15 protein-coding genes and 1 riboswitch are annotated in these 15,295 nt (G+C 63.1%); of the genes, 9 read left to right on the top strand and 6 right to left on the bottom strand.

What is annotated here, in order from left to right; genetic code table 11:
- Nucleotides 1-23: 23 nt before the first annotated feature.
- Nucleotides 24-1,850 (top strand): ABC transporter ATP-binding protein/permease, encoded by a 1,827-nt coding sequence (locus AC1D10_RS06115; RefSeq protein WP_477269613.1) that lies wholly within the window; start codon nt 24-26, stop codon nt 1,848-1,850.
- 86 nt (nt 1,851-1,936) lie between these two features.
- Nucleotides 1,937-2,740, top strand: a complete 804-nt coding sequence (locus tag AC1D10_RS06120) for a DUF1194 domain-containing protein (protein WP_477269615.1) — start codon at nt 1,937-1,939, stop codon at nt 2,738-2,740.
- Between the two features lie 21 nt (nt 2,741-2,761).
- On the opposite strand, the gene AC1D10_RS06125 is transcribed toward AC1D10_RS06120, so the two are convergent.
- Nucleotides 2,762-3,697 (bottom strand): glycosyltransferase family 2 protein, encoded by a 936-nt coding sequence (locus tag AC1D10_RS06125; protein ID WP_477269617.1) that lies wholly within the window; start codon nt 3,695-3,697, stop codon nt 2,762-2,764.
- Between the two features lie 372 nt (nt 3,698-4,069).
- On the opposite strand from AC1D10_RS06125, the gene AC1D10_RS06130 reads away from it, so the two are divergent.
- Nucleotides 4,070-4,390 carry a DUF1330 domain-containing protein gene (locus AC1D10_RS06130; protein WP_477269619.1) on the top strand — a complete coding sequence of 107 codons (321 nt, stop codon included), beginning with the start codon at nt 4,070-4,072 and terminating at the stop codon, nt 4,388-4,390.
- 37 nt (nt 4,391-4,427) lie between these two features.
- On the opposite strand, the gene metW is transcribed toward AC1D10_RS06130, so the two are convergent.
- Entirely contained in the window at nt 4,428-5,042 is a 615-nt protein-coding gene (gene metW, locus AC1D10_RS06135) for a methionine biosynthesis protein MetW (protein WP_379018470.1), read from the bottom strand.
- Between the two features lie 58 nt (nt 5,043-5,100).
- On the bottom strand, nt 5,101-6,270 hold the full coding sequence (gene metX / locus AC1D10_RS06140; protein WP_477269622.1) for a homoserine O-acetyltransferase MetX: 1,170 nt from the start codon (nt 6,268-6,270) through the stop codon (nt 5,101-5,103).
- Nucleotides 6,271-6,383: 113 nt separating this feature from the next.
- A riboswitch (SAM riboswitch) is annotated at nt 6,384-6,461 on the bottom strand.
- Nucleotides 6,462-6,596: 135 nt separating this feature from the next.
- Between metX and hisC the strand changes: the two genes are divergently transcribed.
- Together hisC and AC1D10_RS06150 are read left to right on the top strand one after the other, a co-directional pair.
- On the top strand, nt 6,597-7,706 hold the full coding sequence (hisC, locus tag AC1D10_RS06145; protein ID WP_477269624.1) for a histidinol-phosphate transaminase: 1,110 nt from the start codon (nt 6,597-6,599) through the stop codon (nt 7,704-7,706).
- A 6-nt stretch (nt 7,707-7,712) separates the two neighbouring features.
- Entirely contained in the window at nt 7,713-8,648 is a 936-nt protein-coding gene (locus AC1D10_RS06150) for a prephenate/arogenate dehydrogenase family protein (protein WP_477269626.1), read from the top strand.
- A 14-nt stretch (nt 8,649-8,662) separates the two neighbouring features.
- Here the strand turns inward: AC1D10_RS06150 and AC1D10_RS06155 are convergent, their stop codons facing one another.
- Nucleotides 8,663-9,589, bottom strand: coding sequence for a sugar kinase (locus tag AC1D10_RS06155; protein WP_477269628.1), 927 nt, complete (start codon nt 9,587-9,589; stop codon nt 8,663-8,665).
- Nucleotides 9,590-9,675: 86 nt separating this feature from the next.
- Nucleotides 9,676-10,674: a DUF2125 domain-containing protein gene (locus AC1D10_RS06160; RefSeq protein WP_477269630.1), complete on the bottom strand. Its 999-nt coding sequence runs from the start codon at nt 10,672-10,674 to the stop codon at nt 9,676-9,678.
- A gap of 132 nt (nt 10,675-10,806) precedes the next feature.
- Here AC1D10_RS06160 and AC1D10_RS06165 point away from each other — a divergent pair, with 132 nt between their 5' ends.
- On the top strand, nt 10,807-11,325 hold the full coding sequence (locus AC1D10_RS06165) for a gamma-glutamylcyclotransferase (protein ID WP_477269632.1): 519 nt from the start codon (nt 10,807-10,809) through the stop codon (nt 11,323-11,325).
- A 17-nt stretch (nt 11,326-11,342) separates the two neighbouring features.
- On the opposite strand, the gene AC1D10_RS06170 is transcribed toward AC1D10_RS06165, so the two are convergent.
- Entirely contained in the window at nt 11,343-12,323 is a 981-nt protein-coding gene (locus AC1D10_RS06170) for a quinone oxidoreductase family protein (protein ID WP_477269634.1), read from the bottom strand.
- A gap of 154 nt (nt 12,324-12,477) precedes the next feature.
- Here AC1D10_RS06170 and AC1D10_RS06175 point away from each other — a divergent pair, with 154 nt between their 5' ends.
- The 3 genes from AC1D10_RS06175 to AC1D10_RS06185 all read left to right on the top strand — a co-directional run bounded on the left by AC1D10_RS06175 (nt 12,478) and on the right by AC1D10_RS06185 (nt 15,284).
- A complete protein-coding gene (locus AC1D10_RS06175) occupies nt 12,478-13,437 on the top strand; it encodes a GlxA family transcriptional regulator (RefSeq protein WP_477269636.1) in 960 nt (319 codons plus the stop codon).
- 190 nt (nt 13,438-13,627) lie between these two features.
- Nucleotides 13,628-14,575, top strand: a complete 948-nt coding sequence (locus AC1D10_RS06180; RefSeq protein ID WP_477269638.1) for an aldo/keto reductase — start codon at nt 13,628-13,630, stop codon at nt 14,573-14,575.
- A gap of 91 nt (nt 14,576-14,666) precedes the next feature.
- Complete coding sequence (locus AC1D10_RS06185; protein ID WP_477269640.1) at nt 14,667-15,284, top strand: LysE family translocator; 618 nt, start codon at nt 14,667-14,669, stop codon at nt 15,282-15,284.
- The last annotated feature ends 11 nt before the right edge of the window (nt 15,285-15,295 follow it).

Below are 15,295 nucleotides of genomic sequence, written 5' to 3' on the forward strand. Positions count from 1 at the left end.
CATTGAACGCAAGGACCTCGGGTATGGCTGATCAACCGTACAATGCCGTCACCGTTCAGCCGGTTGCCGTGGCGGTCGAAGCCAGCAGCCTGCGCGATCAGGTGGCGACGATCAGGCAGGCGCTGAGAGGATCGCCGGTTCGCAAGACACTGCTCTGGATGTCGGTTGGCATCATGGCCGTCATCATCGCAACGTCGATCGGCCAGGTCCTGCTCAACCGCTGGAATCAGCCTTTCTACGATGCGCTTGCGCGCCGTGACATGGCCGCCTTCCTGCACCAGCTTCTCGTCTTTGCGGCAATCGCCGGTGGGCTTCTGGTGCTCAATATCGGCCAGACCTGGCTCAACCAGATGATCAGGCTGAAGCTGCGCGAGGCGTTGACGGTGGATCTGATCGACCAATGGATGCGGCCGGCGCGCGCCTTCCGGCTGGCCAATGCCGGCGCCATCGGTGTCAATCCCGACCAGCGCATGCAGCAGGATGCCGCCCACCTGTCGGACCTGTCGACCGATCTCGGCGTTGGGTTGCTGCAGTCATGCATCCTGCTGGTGTCCTTCGTCGGCGTGTTGTGGCAGTTGTCTTCGGGCTTCGTGTTCCATATCGGCGGCACCTCGCTGGCCATCCCGGGCTACATGGTCTGGGCCGCCATCCTTTATGCCGGCACCGCCTCATGGCTGAGCTGGCTGGTCGGACGGCCGCTCATCCGCCTCAACAGCGACCGCTACACGCGGGAAGCGGAGCTGCGCTCGTCGATGGTGCGCGTCAACGAGAATGTCGATGCCATTGCGCTGTACCATGGCGAGGCCGACGCCAGGCGACGGCTCGGGTTCGACCTTGATACGGTGCTGGGCGCCATGCGGCGCATCTACAGCGCCCAGATCAACCTGTCCTGGGTGACCGACACCTATGGCTGGATCACCGTCGTGGCACCCATCCTGGTCGCTTCGCCGGTCTATTTCTCGGGCGATATCAGCTTTGGCGGGCTGATGATGGCGGTCGGTGCCTTCAACCAGGTCCACTCTTCCCTGCGCTGGTTCATCAACAATATCGGCGGCATTGCCGACTGGCGCGCCACGCTGATGCGCGTCGCCGACTTCCGCATCGCGCTCGATGAAACCGATGTGCTGCACGACAAGGAAAGGCGCATTGCCTTCGGCGAAAACGCCAATGGCAGCCTGACTTTCGAGAAGCTCGAAGTGGCCTCGCGGGACGGCTGCACCAGGCTCGCCGACCAGCATGTCGAAATCCGCCACGGCGAGCGCGTCATGATCACCGGCGATCCGGGCGCCGGCAAGACGTTGTTCTTCCGCGCCATTGCCGGCCTGTGGCCATGGGGGAGCGGACGGATCGGCCTGCCGGCGGGAGAGACCCCCATATTCGTGCCGCGCGTCCCGTATTTCCCGGCCGGTACGTTGCGCGAGGTTCTCGATCACCCGAACGGAACTGCGCCGGCGAATGACGCCGACATTTCGGCGGTGCTTGCCGAGGTCGGGCTTGGACGGCTGTCATCCTCACTCGATCGTAGCGCGCGCTGGGAGCATGAGCTGGCCGATGACGAACAGCGTTCGCTGGCCTTTGCCAGGCTCGCCTTGCGGCAGCCGAAATGGGTGATCATCGACGAAGCCATGGACGCGTTCGACGGACCCTCGTTGCGACGCGTGCTGTCGATGCTGGAGAAGCGTTTGCCCGGGACCGCGTTTCTCAACATCGGACGCGGCCAGCACAACAATCATTTCTTTCCGCGCGCGTTGACGATCGTCAAGGATGCCGACGCACCGGCCCTGAAACCTGTCCGGGTCAGGGCCGGCGCCATCGACCCGCCGCCGGCTGGCGCCCGCCGCAAGAAGTAGGCTGTTTTCCCGGGCTACCGGCTCCAGCTTTATTTTGCCGTGATCGCGAGGGAAGCTTCCCCGGAGAAACAACCCTGGCGTCGGCCATGCTTGATGCTCTGCGCTTGCTTGCCTGCCTTGCCTGCGCCCAGGCCGCTCCCATCGCCTCGCCGCCGGATGGCCTGGCGGTCGACGTCGAGCTGGTGCTGGCGGTCGATATTTCGCTGTCGATGGACGAAAAGGAGTTCGCCCTGCAGCGCGCCGGCTATGTCGAGGCGTTGCGGCATCCCGATTTCATCCAGGCTGTCCGCGCCGGCAATACCGGCCGCATTGCGCTTGCCTATTTCGAATGGGCCGGCACGGTGCGTGATGACGCGATCATCGACTGGCAGATCATCGACAGCGCAGAGACCGCCAACAGCTTTGCCGAAAAGGTCGCGGCGCGTCCGTTCCGCAGCTTCCGCGGTACCTCGATTTCCGGTGCGCTGGCTTTCGGGACCGAGCTGTTCGACCGCACTTCTTTCGAGGGCGAACGCAGCGTCATCGATATTTCCGGCGATGGCCCCAACAATATCGGGCCGCCGGTCACCACGACGCGTGATGCGGCAATCGCCAAAGGCATCGTCGTCAACGGCCTGCCGATCCTGATCAACCCGTCGCCGACCTTCAGCCATCTCGACCAGTATTATGCGCAGTGCGTGACTGGAGGGCCTGGTTCCTTCGTGCTGCCGATCTATGCGGCCGTCGAGTTTTCGACAGCCATCCGCCGCAAGCTGATCCTGGAGGTCAGCGGCATTCAGGAGAAGACCAGGACCATCCCCGTCGATGCTGCCGCGCCTGTCGATTGCCTGCAAGGCGAGCGGGACAGGCGGTTCTTATCCGATCCGTATTTTCCCGAGCTCGACCGATGAGCTCTGCTGCGACGACGGGCCTCAGGCCGGCCGGGCGCCGAACTTCTGCCGAATCTCATCGTGGAGGTCGCGGCGCCAACGCCGGCCATAGACATAGCCGTTGATCAGTTCGGGCAGCGAATAGCCAAGATCTTTCGACGAACGGTTGGCCATGTAGCCCGAGAAGGCTTCCGGGATCCGACACTTCAGAATATCGGAAATGATCTGCCGCGTGATCATGTAGGGCGGAATATGTGGGTAGGAGCGGGCAATATTCGGGTGTTTGCGCATCAGGTTCGCATAGGCTTCGACATAGCCGCGGCGACGTCGCGAAATCGAATTCTCCGAATTGTGCTTCGTCCAGTCGATGTTCTGGGACAACTGCGCACCGAAGCGCCGGGCAAGGCGGAGCAGCAACTCCCGATCCTGCATCCGGGCGATGTCGCTGTCGTAGCCGCCGATGGCCAGCAAGGCCTCGCGGCGCGCTGTTATCGCCGATCCCGCGATCAAGATCGTCTCCGCGACCAGCGTCCGCTCCAGCGTGCCCGGATTGAGGAATGCATCGCGATTGATGCAATTGGTGGCGCGTCCGCCCTTCAGGGAGACGTAGGAGCTGATCAGCACTTCGAGAGCCGGATCGGCATCGAACCAGGTCAGGGTCTGTTCAAGCCTGTGCGGCAGATAGACGTCGTCGGAATCGAGGAACGTCACGATGGGTGCTCGCGCTCTCTCGATGCCCGCATTCCTGGCGGCATTGGCCCCTCGCCATTTCGCGCCGACATAGATCAGTCGCGGATCGCGAATGCCGGCCAGCGCTGCCGCGGTTCCATCCGTCGAGCCATCGTCGATGACGATATGCTCGAACTTCGACATGCTCTGGGAAAGTACGCTTTCGACAGCGCGTAATACCGCTTCCCGCCTGTTGTGGGTCGGCGTGATCACCGTGATGAGAGGAGCGTGCTCTGTGTTCCCGGTCATATAGCGTCAGCCGTTCCAGCACGAAAAATGCGCTTCCTGCCAGGTCTTTCGATCTTCAGGACGGTCAAATGGATCGGACTCCCTTCCATATTCCCTCGTATAGAGGATGAGGCTACAGAAAACAGGCGTCCGTGTCACCCCATTGTGCTGCTGCTCGATGCGCGTGAAATGACGATTTCCAAGTCTAGCGCTTCAACTGCAACACTATTGCGGCGCGATATGCTTGCAAATCGCCTCGCTGCAACGACGACGCATCGATAGCGAATCGCATGCATTCCATTACGTCGGACGTAATCGCATCGCGGCTGGTATTTGGACAGATTGCCGTTGCGAGACCGGTTGGTCGGCCTCGGTTGCAGAGGGAGTACAGTCATGACTGCTTACGCCGTTGCCCATATGCGCCAAGCCCGGATGGGTCCGCAGATTGTCGAATATCTGCAGAAGATCGATGCCACGCTGGAACCTTTCAGCGGCCGTTTTCTGGTCCATGGCGGCGATGTGGAGGTGATCGAGAACGACTGGCCCGGCCACCTGATCGTCATAGAATTTCCCGACAGGCAGCATGCACGCGGTTGGTACAATTCGCCCGCCTACCAGGCGATCCTGACGCTGCGGACTGACAATTCGCAATCGGATGTTGTGTTCGCCGAGGGCGTCGAACATCCGCATAAGGCCACCGATGTCCTGAAGTAGTCTATTGGTGGAACAACTCAACTTCGCGTTTTCGTAACTACCGTCTCAGCAAGAACACCGCCTGTTGGCCGAAGAAGTTCCAAAACCACCACGGCATCGACAGGCCAATCTTCTGTCCATTGGCGTCGAGTGCGGTTGCTTTCTCCACTGTCGCGCCAAGCTCGTCGCACAGGTTGACGAAGTCGCGGATGGTGCAGAAATGGATGTTGGGCGTGTCGTACCAGGAATAGGGCAGGTCCTTGGTCACCGGCATGCGGCCATTGAGGAACAGCGACATGCGCACCCGCCAATGGCCGAAGTTGGGGAAGGACACGATGGCGCGGTTGCCGATCCTAAGCAGTTCGTCGAGAACCAGCTTCGGGTTGCGGGTGGCCTGCAGGGTCTGCGACAGGACGACGAAATCAAAACCCTTGTCAGGATAGAATTCGAGATCCTTGTCGGCATCACCCTGGATGACCGACAGACCGCGCGCCACGCATTCGTTAACGCCACGCTGCGACAGCTCAAGTCCGCGGCCGTCGACCTGCTTGGTGTCCTGCAGCAATTCGAGCAGCGAGCCATCGCCCGAGCCGACATCGAGCACGCGGGATTGCGGCGGGATGAGGTTGGCGACGACCTCGAGGTCGACGCGCTGGTCGCGGTTGACGCTCACGATTTCGCCTCCTGCCTGGTGCATGATCCTGATCCGAAAAGTCTGCAACTTTGCAGGGTCATGCGCTGAGCCCTCTCGCCCGTGCTGCCGAGCCGATGAAGCCATTGATGGCGGCAAACAGTTCAGGCTCGTCGAGCAGGAAGGCATCGTGGCCACGGTCGGTCTCGATCTCGACGAAGGATACCGACGCGCCGGCTGCGTTGAGCGCGTGCACGATCGAGCGGCTCTCTTCGGTCGGAAACAGCCAATCCGAGGTGAAGGACACCAGGCAGAAGCGGGTTTTGGTGCCGGCAAAGGCATCCGCCAGCCGGCCGCCATGGTCGGCGGCGAGATCGAAATAGTCCATCGAGCGCGTCATGTAGAGGTAGGAATTGGCATCGAAACGGTCGACGAAGGTCATGCCCTGGTGGCGCAGATAACTTTCGATCTGGAAGTCGGCGTCGAAACCGAAGGTCAGCGCTTCGCGATCCTGCAGATTGCGGCCGAATTTCCGGTGCAGGGCGGCTTCGGACAGATAGGTGATGTGGGCCGCCATGCGCGCCACCGCCAACCCCTTTTCCGGGCGTTTGCCGTGCTCGAAATATTTGCCACCGTGCCAGTCCGGATCGGCCATCACGGCTTGCCGGCCGACCTCATGGAAGGCGATGTTCTGCGAGGAATGGCGCGCGCCGGTGGCAATCGGCAGTGCCGAGAAGACGCGCTCCGGATAGCTCGACGCCCATTCCAGCACCTGCATGCCGCCCATCGAGCCGCCGAGCACGCAAAACAGTTTTTCAATGCCGAAATGGTCGATCAGCATCTGCTGCGCCCGCACCATGTCGCGGATGGTGATGATCGGCAGGTCGAGCCCATAGGGCTTGCCGGTGGCGGGGTTGGTCGAGGCCGGGCCGGTGGAGCCCAGACAACCGCCGATCACGTTGGAGCAGATGACGAAGAAGCGGTTGGTGTCGATGATCTTGCCGGGGCCGATCAGCACCTCCCACCAGCCCGGCTTGCCGGTCACCGGATTGGTGCTTGCGACGTGCTGGTCGCCGGTCAGCGCATGGCAGACGAGGATGGCGTTGGAGCGGGCGTCGTTCAGCGTGCCGTAGGTCTGGTAAGCGATCTGGAACGGCGACAGCAGGGTGCCGGCATCGAGCTTGAGTGGCTTGTCGGGTCCAAAACGCAAGACCGGGCTCGACGGTTGGTCGGCCTCGTTGTTGGTTTTTCCAGCGCGCAGAGCGGCCATATCATCCATCTCACACTTTGAATCCACGCACCGTGCTTTTCGACGATCGATGCCGATGCGGCGTCCGGCCGGCGCGGACAACAAAAAACCGGCATTGCGGTCGCAAAGCCGGTTACAGGATGCAAACGGCCCTTTAGCAAGTTGTTTAACGTGGCTGCAAGCCGACCGGCCAAATCACCACGGAACTGTCAGCGTTCTTCTAGAACTCGCCCGCCACGCCGTCAATGCCGGCGGCCGGCACAACTGCACCTCTCGACATTGCCGACCATGGCTTGTATTTCCGCTGCGGCTTCCCCGCGGAAGCGTTCTCGACGGATTTTTATGACATGAGCCAGACACCGGACAAGGCACGTCCAACCCCGCGCGCGGGCATCATGGACATCGACGCCTATGTGCCGGGCAAGAGCACGGCGCCCGCCGGCGTCGCCAAAGTCTACAAGCTGTCGTCGAACGAGAATCCGCTCGGTCCGTCGCCGAAGGCGATCGAGGCGGCGCGAGAGATTGCTGGAAAGCTCGACGTCTATCCCGACGGCACCGCCAGGCGGCTGCGTGAAGCGATCGCCGAGGTGCATGGCCTCAACCCGCAGAACATCATCTGCTCCAACGGCTCCGACGAAATTCTCGGCCTGCTGGCGCAGACCTATCTCGCGCCCGGCGACGAGGCGATTTTCACCGAACACGCCTTCATGGTCTACAAGATCTACATCCAGTCAGCCGGCGCCACTCCGGTCGAGGTCAAGGAGACCGACGAGCGCGCCGACATCGATGCGATGCTGGCCGCCGTCACACCGCGTACGAAGATCGTCTTCCTTGCCAATCCCAACAACCCGACCGGCACCTATGTGCCGTTCCAGGAGGTGCGCCGTCTGCATGCCGGCCTGCCCAGGCATGTGCTTCTGGTCCTCGACGCGGCCTACGCCGAATATGTCCGCCGCAACGATTATGAGGCCGGCATCGAACTGGTCGGCGGTGCCGAGAACGTGGTGATGACCCGCACCTTCTCCAAGATCGGTCTGGGCGGGGCGCGGATCGGCTGGATGTACGCGCCGATGCACATCGTCGACGCCATCAACCGCGTGCGTGGCCCTTTCAACGTCAATGCCACGGCGATCGAGGCCGGCATCGCCGCAATCCGTGACCGCGATCACGTCCAACGCAGCGTGATGCATAACGAGACCTGGCTCACCTGGTTGAGCGAGGAATTGAGCAAGCTCGGGCTGCGGGTAACGCCAAGCGTCGGCAATTTCATCCTGATCCATTTTCCCGACGACCAGAAACATTCGGCGGCGGCGGCGGACGACTATCTGACGGCGCGTGGCTATATCTTGCGGCGCGTTTCCGGCTACGGCTTTCCCAACGCGCTACGGATGACCATCGGCACCGAAGAAGCCAATCGTGGCGTTGTCGCCGCTCTCACGACATTCCTGAAAAGCTAGAACACCATGACATCACCGATGTTTGAAAAGATCGCGCTTGTCGGCATCGGCCTGATCGGCTCGTCGCTGGCCCGTGTCATCCGCCGCGAGGGCCTGGCCCGTCACGTCGCCATCTCGACACGCAGTGCCGCGACGCTGGCGCGGGCGGAGGAGCTTGGGCTCGGCGATTCCTACACCGCCGATGCCAAAGAAGCGGTCCGCGATGCCGATCTGGTCATCGTCTCGGTGCCGGTCGGCTCGTCCGGCGCAGTGGCCGAGGAAATCGCGCCGACGCTGAAGAAAGGCGCCATCCTCACCGATGTCGGCTCGACCAAGGCATCGGTCATCGCCCAGATGCAGCCCTATGTGCCTGATGGTGTCCATTTCATACCCGGTCATCCGCTGGCAGGCACGGAAAAGTCTGGTCCCGATGCCGGTTTCGCCGATCTGTTCGACAATCGCTGGTGCATCTTCACCCCGCTGCCCGACACCGACCCGGAGGCGCTGGAACGGCTGTCGGAATTCTGGCGCCGCTGCGGCGCCAACATCGACACGATGGACCCACAGCATCACGACATGACGCTGGCCATCGTCTCGCACCTGCCGCACATCATCGCCTACAACATCGTCGGCACCGCGGACGACCTGCAATCGGTGACCAAGTCCGAAGTGATCAAATATTCGGCCTCGGGTTTTCGCGATTTTACCCGTCTTGCCGCCTCCGACCCGACCATGTGGCGCGACGTGTGCCTGCACAACAAGGACGCGATTCTTGAAATGCTGGCGCGGTTCTCGGAAGACTTGGCCTCGCTCCAGCGCGCGATCCGTTGGGGCGACGGCGAAAAACTCTTCGATCTGTTCACCCGCACCCGTGCGGTTCGCCGCTCGATCATCGAGGCCGGCCAGGACATCGACGTGCCCGATTTTGGCCGTCAGGCGGTCGAGCATCCTGCGAAGAGCTAGCTGCCCGATCCAGGCTAGCCTGCTGGCCAGTGGTTCGCCATCATCGCCAGCGTCTCGGCGCGGTTCGGCGCACCCAACCTGCCGCCGAAGCGCTGGCATTTGAGTGCGGCGGCCGCACTGGCAAAACGCAGCGCCAGCTCGACCGGCATTGCTTCCGCCAGCCCGACGGCAAACGCGCCGTGAAAGACATCGCCGGCCGCCAAGGTGTCGACCGCCTTGATCTTCGGCGCCGCGACATGGCGGGACGATCCCGTCATTCGATCGAACCACCAGGTTCCTGCCGCGCCGCCGGTGACCGCGACAAATGCATCGCTGCGCCGGGCAAGCACCTCGCAGGCTTGGCGCGGATCCAGTTCCGCCCCGCACAGAATGCGCGCCGCCGGCTCAGAGGCGACGACATGGGATGCCAGCGGCAGCAGTTGCTCCAGCACATCCCTCGGCGCGGTATCGGCATCGAGGATCGCCGGCCGGCCAATGGCGCGCGCCGCCTCCAGGGCAAGAGCTGCCGCACTCGGCCAGCGGACATCGACCAGCACGGCATCGAATGCGGTGAGGTCGGCGGCCGGCAGAGCACCGGGATCGGCCTGGGCGAGCCTGTCGTAGAAAGGTACGATGATTCGCTCGCCATGCGCGTCGACCAGGATCGAGGCCAGTGCCGAGCGAGCGCCATTGACGCGGCGGACATAGGCGCAATCGACACCCTCGGCTTCGATGGCGGCAACGAGATGATCGCCGACCGGATCGTCCCCGGCGCTCGCCCACAGCGACACCTTTGCCCCCAGACGATGCGCCGCGCAGGCCGCACTGGTCGCCATGCCCGAGGCGATCTGGACGCCGTCGGAAGCGATGAACTTGCCCTGATGGAGGGGCAGCGTCTCGACCCGCAAGATGGTGTCCAGCGTCAGGGCGCCGACACTCAAGAGCCTCACGGGGTGGTTCATTTCGAGGGACTCATGCGGCGCACTTCAAGTCTCTGCCTGATGCATGTCGTTGTGCCAAAACCGCTGCGTACTCTGGGCGACATGCACTATTCAACCGGCTTGATCTCGCCCAGCGGGATGAAGCCGAGCGAGGCCTTGCCTTTGACCACCTTCAGCGGCATCGACGGTTCGCTGCCGAGCAGCGCCAAGGCACCAAAGCCTTGTTCGATCTGACTTTTCTGCTCGGGGATGGCGGCGCCGAGGATGGCCGCCACGGCTTTCGGATCCTTCAGCCGGATCATCAGGTCGGCGTCGATCAGGCCTTCGGCATCGACCGACAGCGGTCCGGACACAGTGATGCGCGCCGTCCCCGACGACAGGTCGAGGTTGCGGATCTCGATCGCCTGGCCGCGCAGGCTCTTCACTTGCGTGCCGATCAGCGCGACGCCGTTCTTCAGCGTCACGTCGCCGCTGGCGTCGAGCGCCGGCAGCACGCGCCCACCGATCGCTTCGGAATCGATCTCGAGATCGCGGAAGTTGCCGAGATAGTCGATATCCCTACCGTTCGGCTGCAATTGGCCGTCCGCCTTGCCGGCGCTGAACAGTTGGACCGGATCGGTGTCGTCGGCCGGGTCGGTCTGGCCGGACAGACCGTCTGCCTGCAGCGAGATCCGCCGTGGCAGCGGCCATGACAGTTTGACGTTGGCCTGCAGATTGTCCCAGTCGATCCACAGCGGCACCATACCCGGAACGGAGGTCCTCAGCGGACCGCGCAGATCGGCAACCGGCGACAGAGGCTGGGTGATCTGGGCGATGGCATTGAAGCTGCCGGCCGAGGCGGCGATGTTCCTGGCATCGTCCTCATAGGCGAGGTTGTCGCAGGAGATGGCAAAGCTCAGGGGATAGCCGCTGACCTGGAGATTGGCGCAGCCGGCCTCGACGCCATTCTTGTTGAGCGTGGCCACCGCGCGGTCGGCTTCGCTCTTGACCCGTCCGGCCAGGTAGAACCAGCCGCCGCTGTAGATCGCGAACAGCACGACGACGAACGCCACAAGCCACAACAGGCCGCGTCGGCGTTTCGGTTGGTGTTCGTCACTTGACGTCATGCTTTGGCTCTCGTTAACGCATGGATGTTGTAGGCGGACTCTCGATTCCGACAACAATAGGTAGACAGAGGCGGACGGAAAAACACCGGTTCCGGTGCGGTGTTGCCATTCTTTGCAATCAGGCGCGGCGATATGGGCGATTTTTGGGTGTTTGGCTATGGATCGCTGATCTGGCGGCCGGGTTTCGCGCATGTCGAGACACAGCGCGCGCGCCTGCACGGCTACCGGCGCTCGCTGTGCGTCTATTCCTTCGTGCATCGCGGCACGCGCGAACGACCGGGGCTGGTGCTCGGCCTCGACCGTGGCGGCTCCTGCGTCGGCCTGGCGTTCCGCGTGCCCGGCGAATTGCGCGACGAGGTGATCGCCTATCTGCGCGAGCGCGAGCTGGTAACCAACGTCTATCTCGAACGCACGCTCAAGGTTCGCCTCGACGGTGGCGGCACGGTCGAAGCCGTGGCCTACATCGTCGACCGCCAGCACGAGCAATATGCCGGCGCGCTTGACGCGGCGGACGCGGCGGCCGTGGTGCGGGGCGCGGTCGGCCAGTCCGGCAACAACGAGGACTATGTGCTCAGCACGCTGGAGCACCTTGAAGCGCTGGGGATAAGCGACCACTGGCTGGAGGACGTGGCTAAGCGAATCGAGCTCTAAGGAACGACGTGCGGCTGCTACATAGCGAAAATCTGCTTTCCGAGATCGGCGCGGTCCAGGCTGTCGGCGACGGCGAGCTTGAACGAGGCCAGCGGATGAAGCCCGCCGACCGGAACATGGAAATCCGGTCGGCCGAAGACATCGATGATCTTGCGCAGGATCGGGCCGTCGGCTTCGACCGGTGGCGAGAAGAAGTAGCGATAGATATTGGCCCTGATTTCGAGGCCGCTGAGCAGCACGTCGAAATTGTGCAGCTCGTAGCGTTCCGGGCTCATGCCGCCATTGATGACCATCTGGCCGCCGAGCGCGAGGCTGCGGATCAGTTCGCCGCTGACAGGCCCGCCGACATTGTCGACGATACCGCTCAGTCGCGCGCCTCCGGTCATATCCAGAACCGTTTCCCGGACTCCGGCCTTGAGGTTCGATAGATCGAGGATGGCGGCTGCGCCGAGCGTTCTCAGGTCCAGCCCGTCATGGGTGCGCCGCACCACCGACAGAACATTGATGCCGCGCCGTTGGGCAAATTGCATGACCATTGTGGATACCGACGAATAGCCCGCCGTAACGGCCAGCCACTGGCCCGGCTGGACGCGGGAATCTTCCAGCAGGTCCCACGCCGTAATCGGGTTGACCATCTGTCCGGCGCGTTCAAGCGGATAGTCCGCCGGCAACGGGATCAGCCATTCGGCCGGTACGGCGGCATATTCGGCCCAGCTGTTGTAGTAGCTGAACGCAACCAGTGTGCCGGGTTGCAGGGCGACGTTGGCGCCCACCCGCTCGACGATGCCGGCGCCATGGTTTCCCGCGACCTGGCGTGGAAAGAGCGGCTTCTTCGGTTCGGGGTAGAGGTTTTCGATGAACAGGAAATCGCCCGGGTTGATCGATGCCGACACCATCCTGACCAGCACCTCATTGTCGCCGATCTGCGGGACGGGAATGTCGTCGAGATAGAGCACATCCCGCGGCGAGCCGATTCCATCGAACACGATTGCCTTCATTTCAGCCTCCAATGGCAAGCTCCGGCGCGACAGCCGCGCCGACGATGCCGGGAAGCTAGGACGGCAGCCAAAAAATCCGAATTGGCAGATTTGACAATCTATGTGCTAAAACTGCCAAACTTGCCGTACTGCAGAATCTGTCGAAAGAGATGCGATGAGCCCTGTCCACGTGGTGATCTGGTTGCCGTCGACCTTCTATTCGGCGGTCGCCGCGACCCTTGTCGAGATGTTCGACATGGTGAACACCATCCGCGGCGAGCAAATGATCTCCTTCGAATTCGTGGCACGGCAACCAGATGCCGCCACCACGCCCGGGATTTCCTTTCAGACGAAGCGCGAGCCATCCAGACGGATGGACGCGCTGATCCTGCTTGCCATGCCCGGCGTGCAGATACCGCAGCTGACTGCCGCGCTGGAGGAAGAGGGTCGCCATGCCGTGCCGATAATCGCCAGGGCGCAGCGCGAGAACGCCATCATTGCCGGGCATTGCGGTGCCGGCTACTTCCTCGCCGAGGCCGGCCTTCTCGATGGCAAGCGGGCGACGATCTCGTGGTGGCTGAAGACGGATGCGCGTCGCCGCTTTCCGAAGGTGCGTTGGGACGCCTCCCGCGTCCTTGTCCAGGAGGGGCGCATCTACACTTGCGGCGGCGGCTTTTCCGGCCTCGAACTTGGCCGGGCCCTGCTCAGGGATCTCGGCTTTGCCGAGGAAGAACGCCTTGTGCGCAAGCTCCTGGTGCTGCCGCCGTCACGGCAGGTGCAGACGCCTTATGAGTTTCCGCTGCCGGACCAGCCTGTGCCCGCGCCGTTCCGCGACCGGATCGAAGCGCTGTCTAACAGCCAGCTGCGGCGGCTGGACCTTGCTTTTCTTGGCAAGGAGCTGGGGCAGACGCCAAGGACGCTTGCCCGTCGGTTCTCCGAGGAATTGCATACGACGCCCGGGCGCTGGATTCAGGATCAGCGCATCGAAGCGGCGAAAACCCTGCTGGAAAGCACCAGGCTTGGTGTTCTCGAAGTTTGCTATCAGGTCGGCTATCGGGATGCTGCCTCCTTCAGCCGGCTGTTCGCCCGCGCGGTGGGCCTGCCGCCTGGTGAATACCGGCGTCAGAACCAGTAAGCGACCTGTCTGCGAGGCGCAGGCTTTGGAATCCGCGACTGGCTGGAAGAAGCGGCATCGCGCCTTTGTGAAGTGCTGGCTCTGCGGAAAAGGCGGCCAGGCCTTTGACCTCGACATTGCGGGACCTAGGTTAGGGTCCGAGCCTCATTGGGCAGCATTCGCCCACCACCAATCACCCCGGAGATACGCCTTGCAGAAACGCCGTCTCGGTCGCACCGACCTTTCCATCGCGCCGCTGGTTCTGGGCGGCAACGTCTTCGGCTGGACCGCCGACGAGAAAACTTCATTCGACCTGCTCGACCGCTTCGTCGGCGCCGGCCTGAACGCCGTCGATACGGCCGACGCCTATTCGCGCTGGGTGTCGGGCCACAAGGGCGGCGAATCGGAAACCATCATCGGCAAGTGGATGAAGGACCGCGGCAATCGCGATCAAGTCGTGGTGGTCACCAAGGTCGGCTCGGATATGGGGCAGGGCCACAAGGACCTGTCCGCCGCCTATATCGAAAAGGCCGTCGACGCGTCGCTGAAGCGGCTGCAGACCGACGTCATCGACCTCTATCTGTCGCACTGGCCGGATCCGGCCACGCCCTATGAGGAAACCCTTGGCGCCTACGAGAAGCTCCTCGCCAAGGGCAAGATCCGCTATGCTGGCTGCTCGAACCTCGACGCCGGCCAGTTGCGCGCGGCACTCGATGTGGCGAGCCTGCGCAGCCTGCCACGCTACGAGGTGCTGCAGCCGGAATACAATCTCTACGATCGCTCCTCCTTCGACGGGCCGTTGCGCGATCTGTGCGCGGCTGAGGATATCGGCGTCATCACCTATTTCAGCCTGGCCAAGGGCTTCCTCAGCGGCAAGTACCGCAATGAGGCCGATCTCGGTCAAAGCCCGCGCGGCGGCGGGGTGAAAGACTACCTCAATGCGCGCGGCGCGCGCATCCTCGCAGCACTCGATGCCGTGTCGGCCAGGCATTCGGCAAAGCAGGCGGAGGTGGCGCTTGCCTGGGTTATCGCGCGGCCAGGGGTCACCGCGCCGATCGCCAGCGCCACAAAGCCTGAGCAGATGGACAGCCTGATCAAGGCGGTGTCGCTGAAGTTGACCGCAGACGACATGGCCGAACTGGACAGAGCGAGCGGCTGAAAGTTCCTTCGGCCGCTGCACGCACGAACGTCCAAGACTGCCCTCTTGCCTTGCCATACCGTCCTTCGCACGTGGCAAGGCAGAGGATGAGATGACTGAGCCGCTTCTTTCGCAGCCGGATCTTTGGCGCCAATTGCTCGGGCTGGTGCTTGCCGCCACCGTCGTCATGGGCAGCCCGGGGCCGGCAACGATAAGCGTCACCGCCGTTGGCGCTGCCTTCGGTCTGCGCCACTCGCTGCGCTATGCCTGCGGGATCATCCTGGGCACGATTGCCGTGCTTCTGGTGGTGGCAACCGGGGTGGTGGCGGTGCTTGCCTCGATGCCGAAGCTGGCGCCGGTGCTGGCTGGCGCGTCCGCGGCCTACATCCTCTATCTCGCGTTCAGGATCGCCACCGCTCCGCCACTGGCGGCGCGCGCCCGAGAGGCTTCGCGCCCAACATGGCTGGCTGGGTTTCTCTTGGCTGTCGCCAACCCAAAAGCCTATGTGGCGATCGCCGCCGTGTTCGCCGGCGCCTCGTCGGCCGGCGATATCGGCATGTGGCCCAAACTGACTGTTCTCGCCGTGATGATTGTTGCCATCCATGCCTTGTGGCTCGTCGCGGGCGCGGCGTTCGCGCGCTTCCTGCGCAGGCCGGCCGCGTCGCGGATCATCAACCTGGTCTTCGCCGCGACGCTGGTGTTGACCACCGCGCTGGCCATGGTCTGCTAAGTGTCGACTCG

The organism is Mesorhizobium sp. P2_A8, assembly GCF_056404935.1.

Excerpts from the sequence above, each read along its gene's own strand:
- AC1D10_RS06125 (WP_477269617.1), bottom strand. The coding sequence starts at position 3,697 with ATGACCGGGAACACAGAGCACGCTCCTCTCATCACGGTGATCACGCCG.
- metX (WP_477269622.1), bottom strand. The coding sequence starts at position 6,270 with ATGGCCGCTCTGCGCGCTGGAAAAACCAACAACGAGGCCGACCAACCG.
- AC1D10_RS06155 (WP_477269628.1), bottom strand. The coding sequence starts at position 9,589 with ATGAACCACCCCGTGAGGCTCTTGAGTGTCGGCGCCCTGACGCTGGAC.
- AC1D10_RS06170 (WP_477269634.1), bottom strand. The coding sequence starts at position 12,323 with ATGAAGGCAATCGTGTTCGATGGAATCGGCTCGCCGCGGGATGTGCTC.
- AC1D10_RS06175 (WP_477269636.1), top strand. The coding sequence starts at position 12,478 with ATGAGCCCTGTCCACGTGGTGATCTGGTTGCCGTCGACCTTCTATTCG.
- AC1D10_RS06120 (WP_477269615.1), top strand. The coding sequence starts at position 1,937 with ATGCTTGATGCTCTGCGCTTGCTTGCCTGCCTTGCCTGCGCCCAGGCC.
- AC1D10_RS06130 (WP_477269619.1), top strand. The coding sequence starts at position 4,070 with ATGACTGCTTACGCCGTTGCCCATATGCGCCAAGCCCGGATGGGTCCG.
- AC1D10_RS06160 (WP_477269630.1), bottom strand. The coding sequence starts at position 10,674 with ATGACGTCAAGTGACGAACACCAACCGAAACGCCGACGCGGCCTGTTG.
- AC1D10_RS06150 (WP_477269626.1), top strand. The coding sequence starts at position 7,713 with ATGACATCACCGATGTTTGAAAAGATCGCGCTTGTCGGCATCGGCCTG.
- AC1D10_RS06165 (WP_477269632.1), top strand. The coding sequence starts at position 10,807 with ATGGGCGATTTTTGGGTGTTTGGCTATGGATCGCTGATCTGGCGGCCG.
- AC1D10_RS06185 (WP_477269640.1), top strand. The coding sequence starts at position 14,667 with ATGACTGAGCCGCTTCTTTCGCAGCCGGATCTTTGGCGCCAATTGCTC.
- hisC (WP_477269624.1), top strand. The coding sequence starts at position 6,597 with ATGAGCCAGACACCGGACAAGGCACGTCCAACCCCGCGCGCGGGCATC.
- AC1D10_RS06115 (WP_477269613.1), top strand. The coding sequence starts at position 24 with ATGGCTGATCAACCGTACAATGCCGTCACCGTTCAGCCGGTTGCCGTG.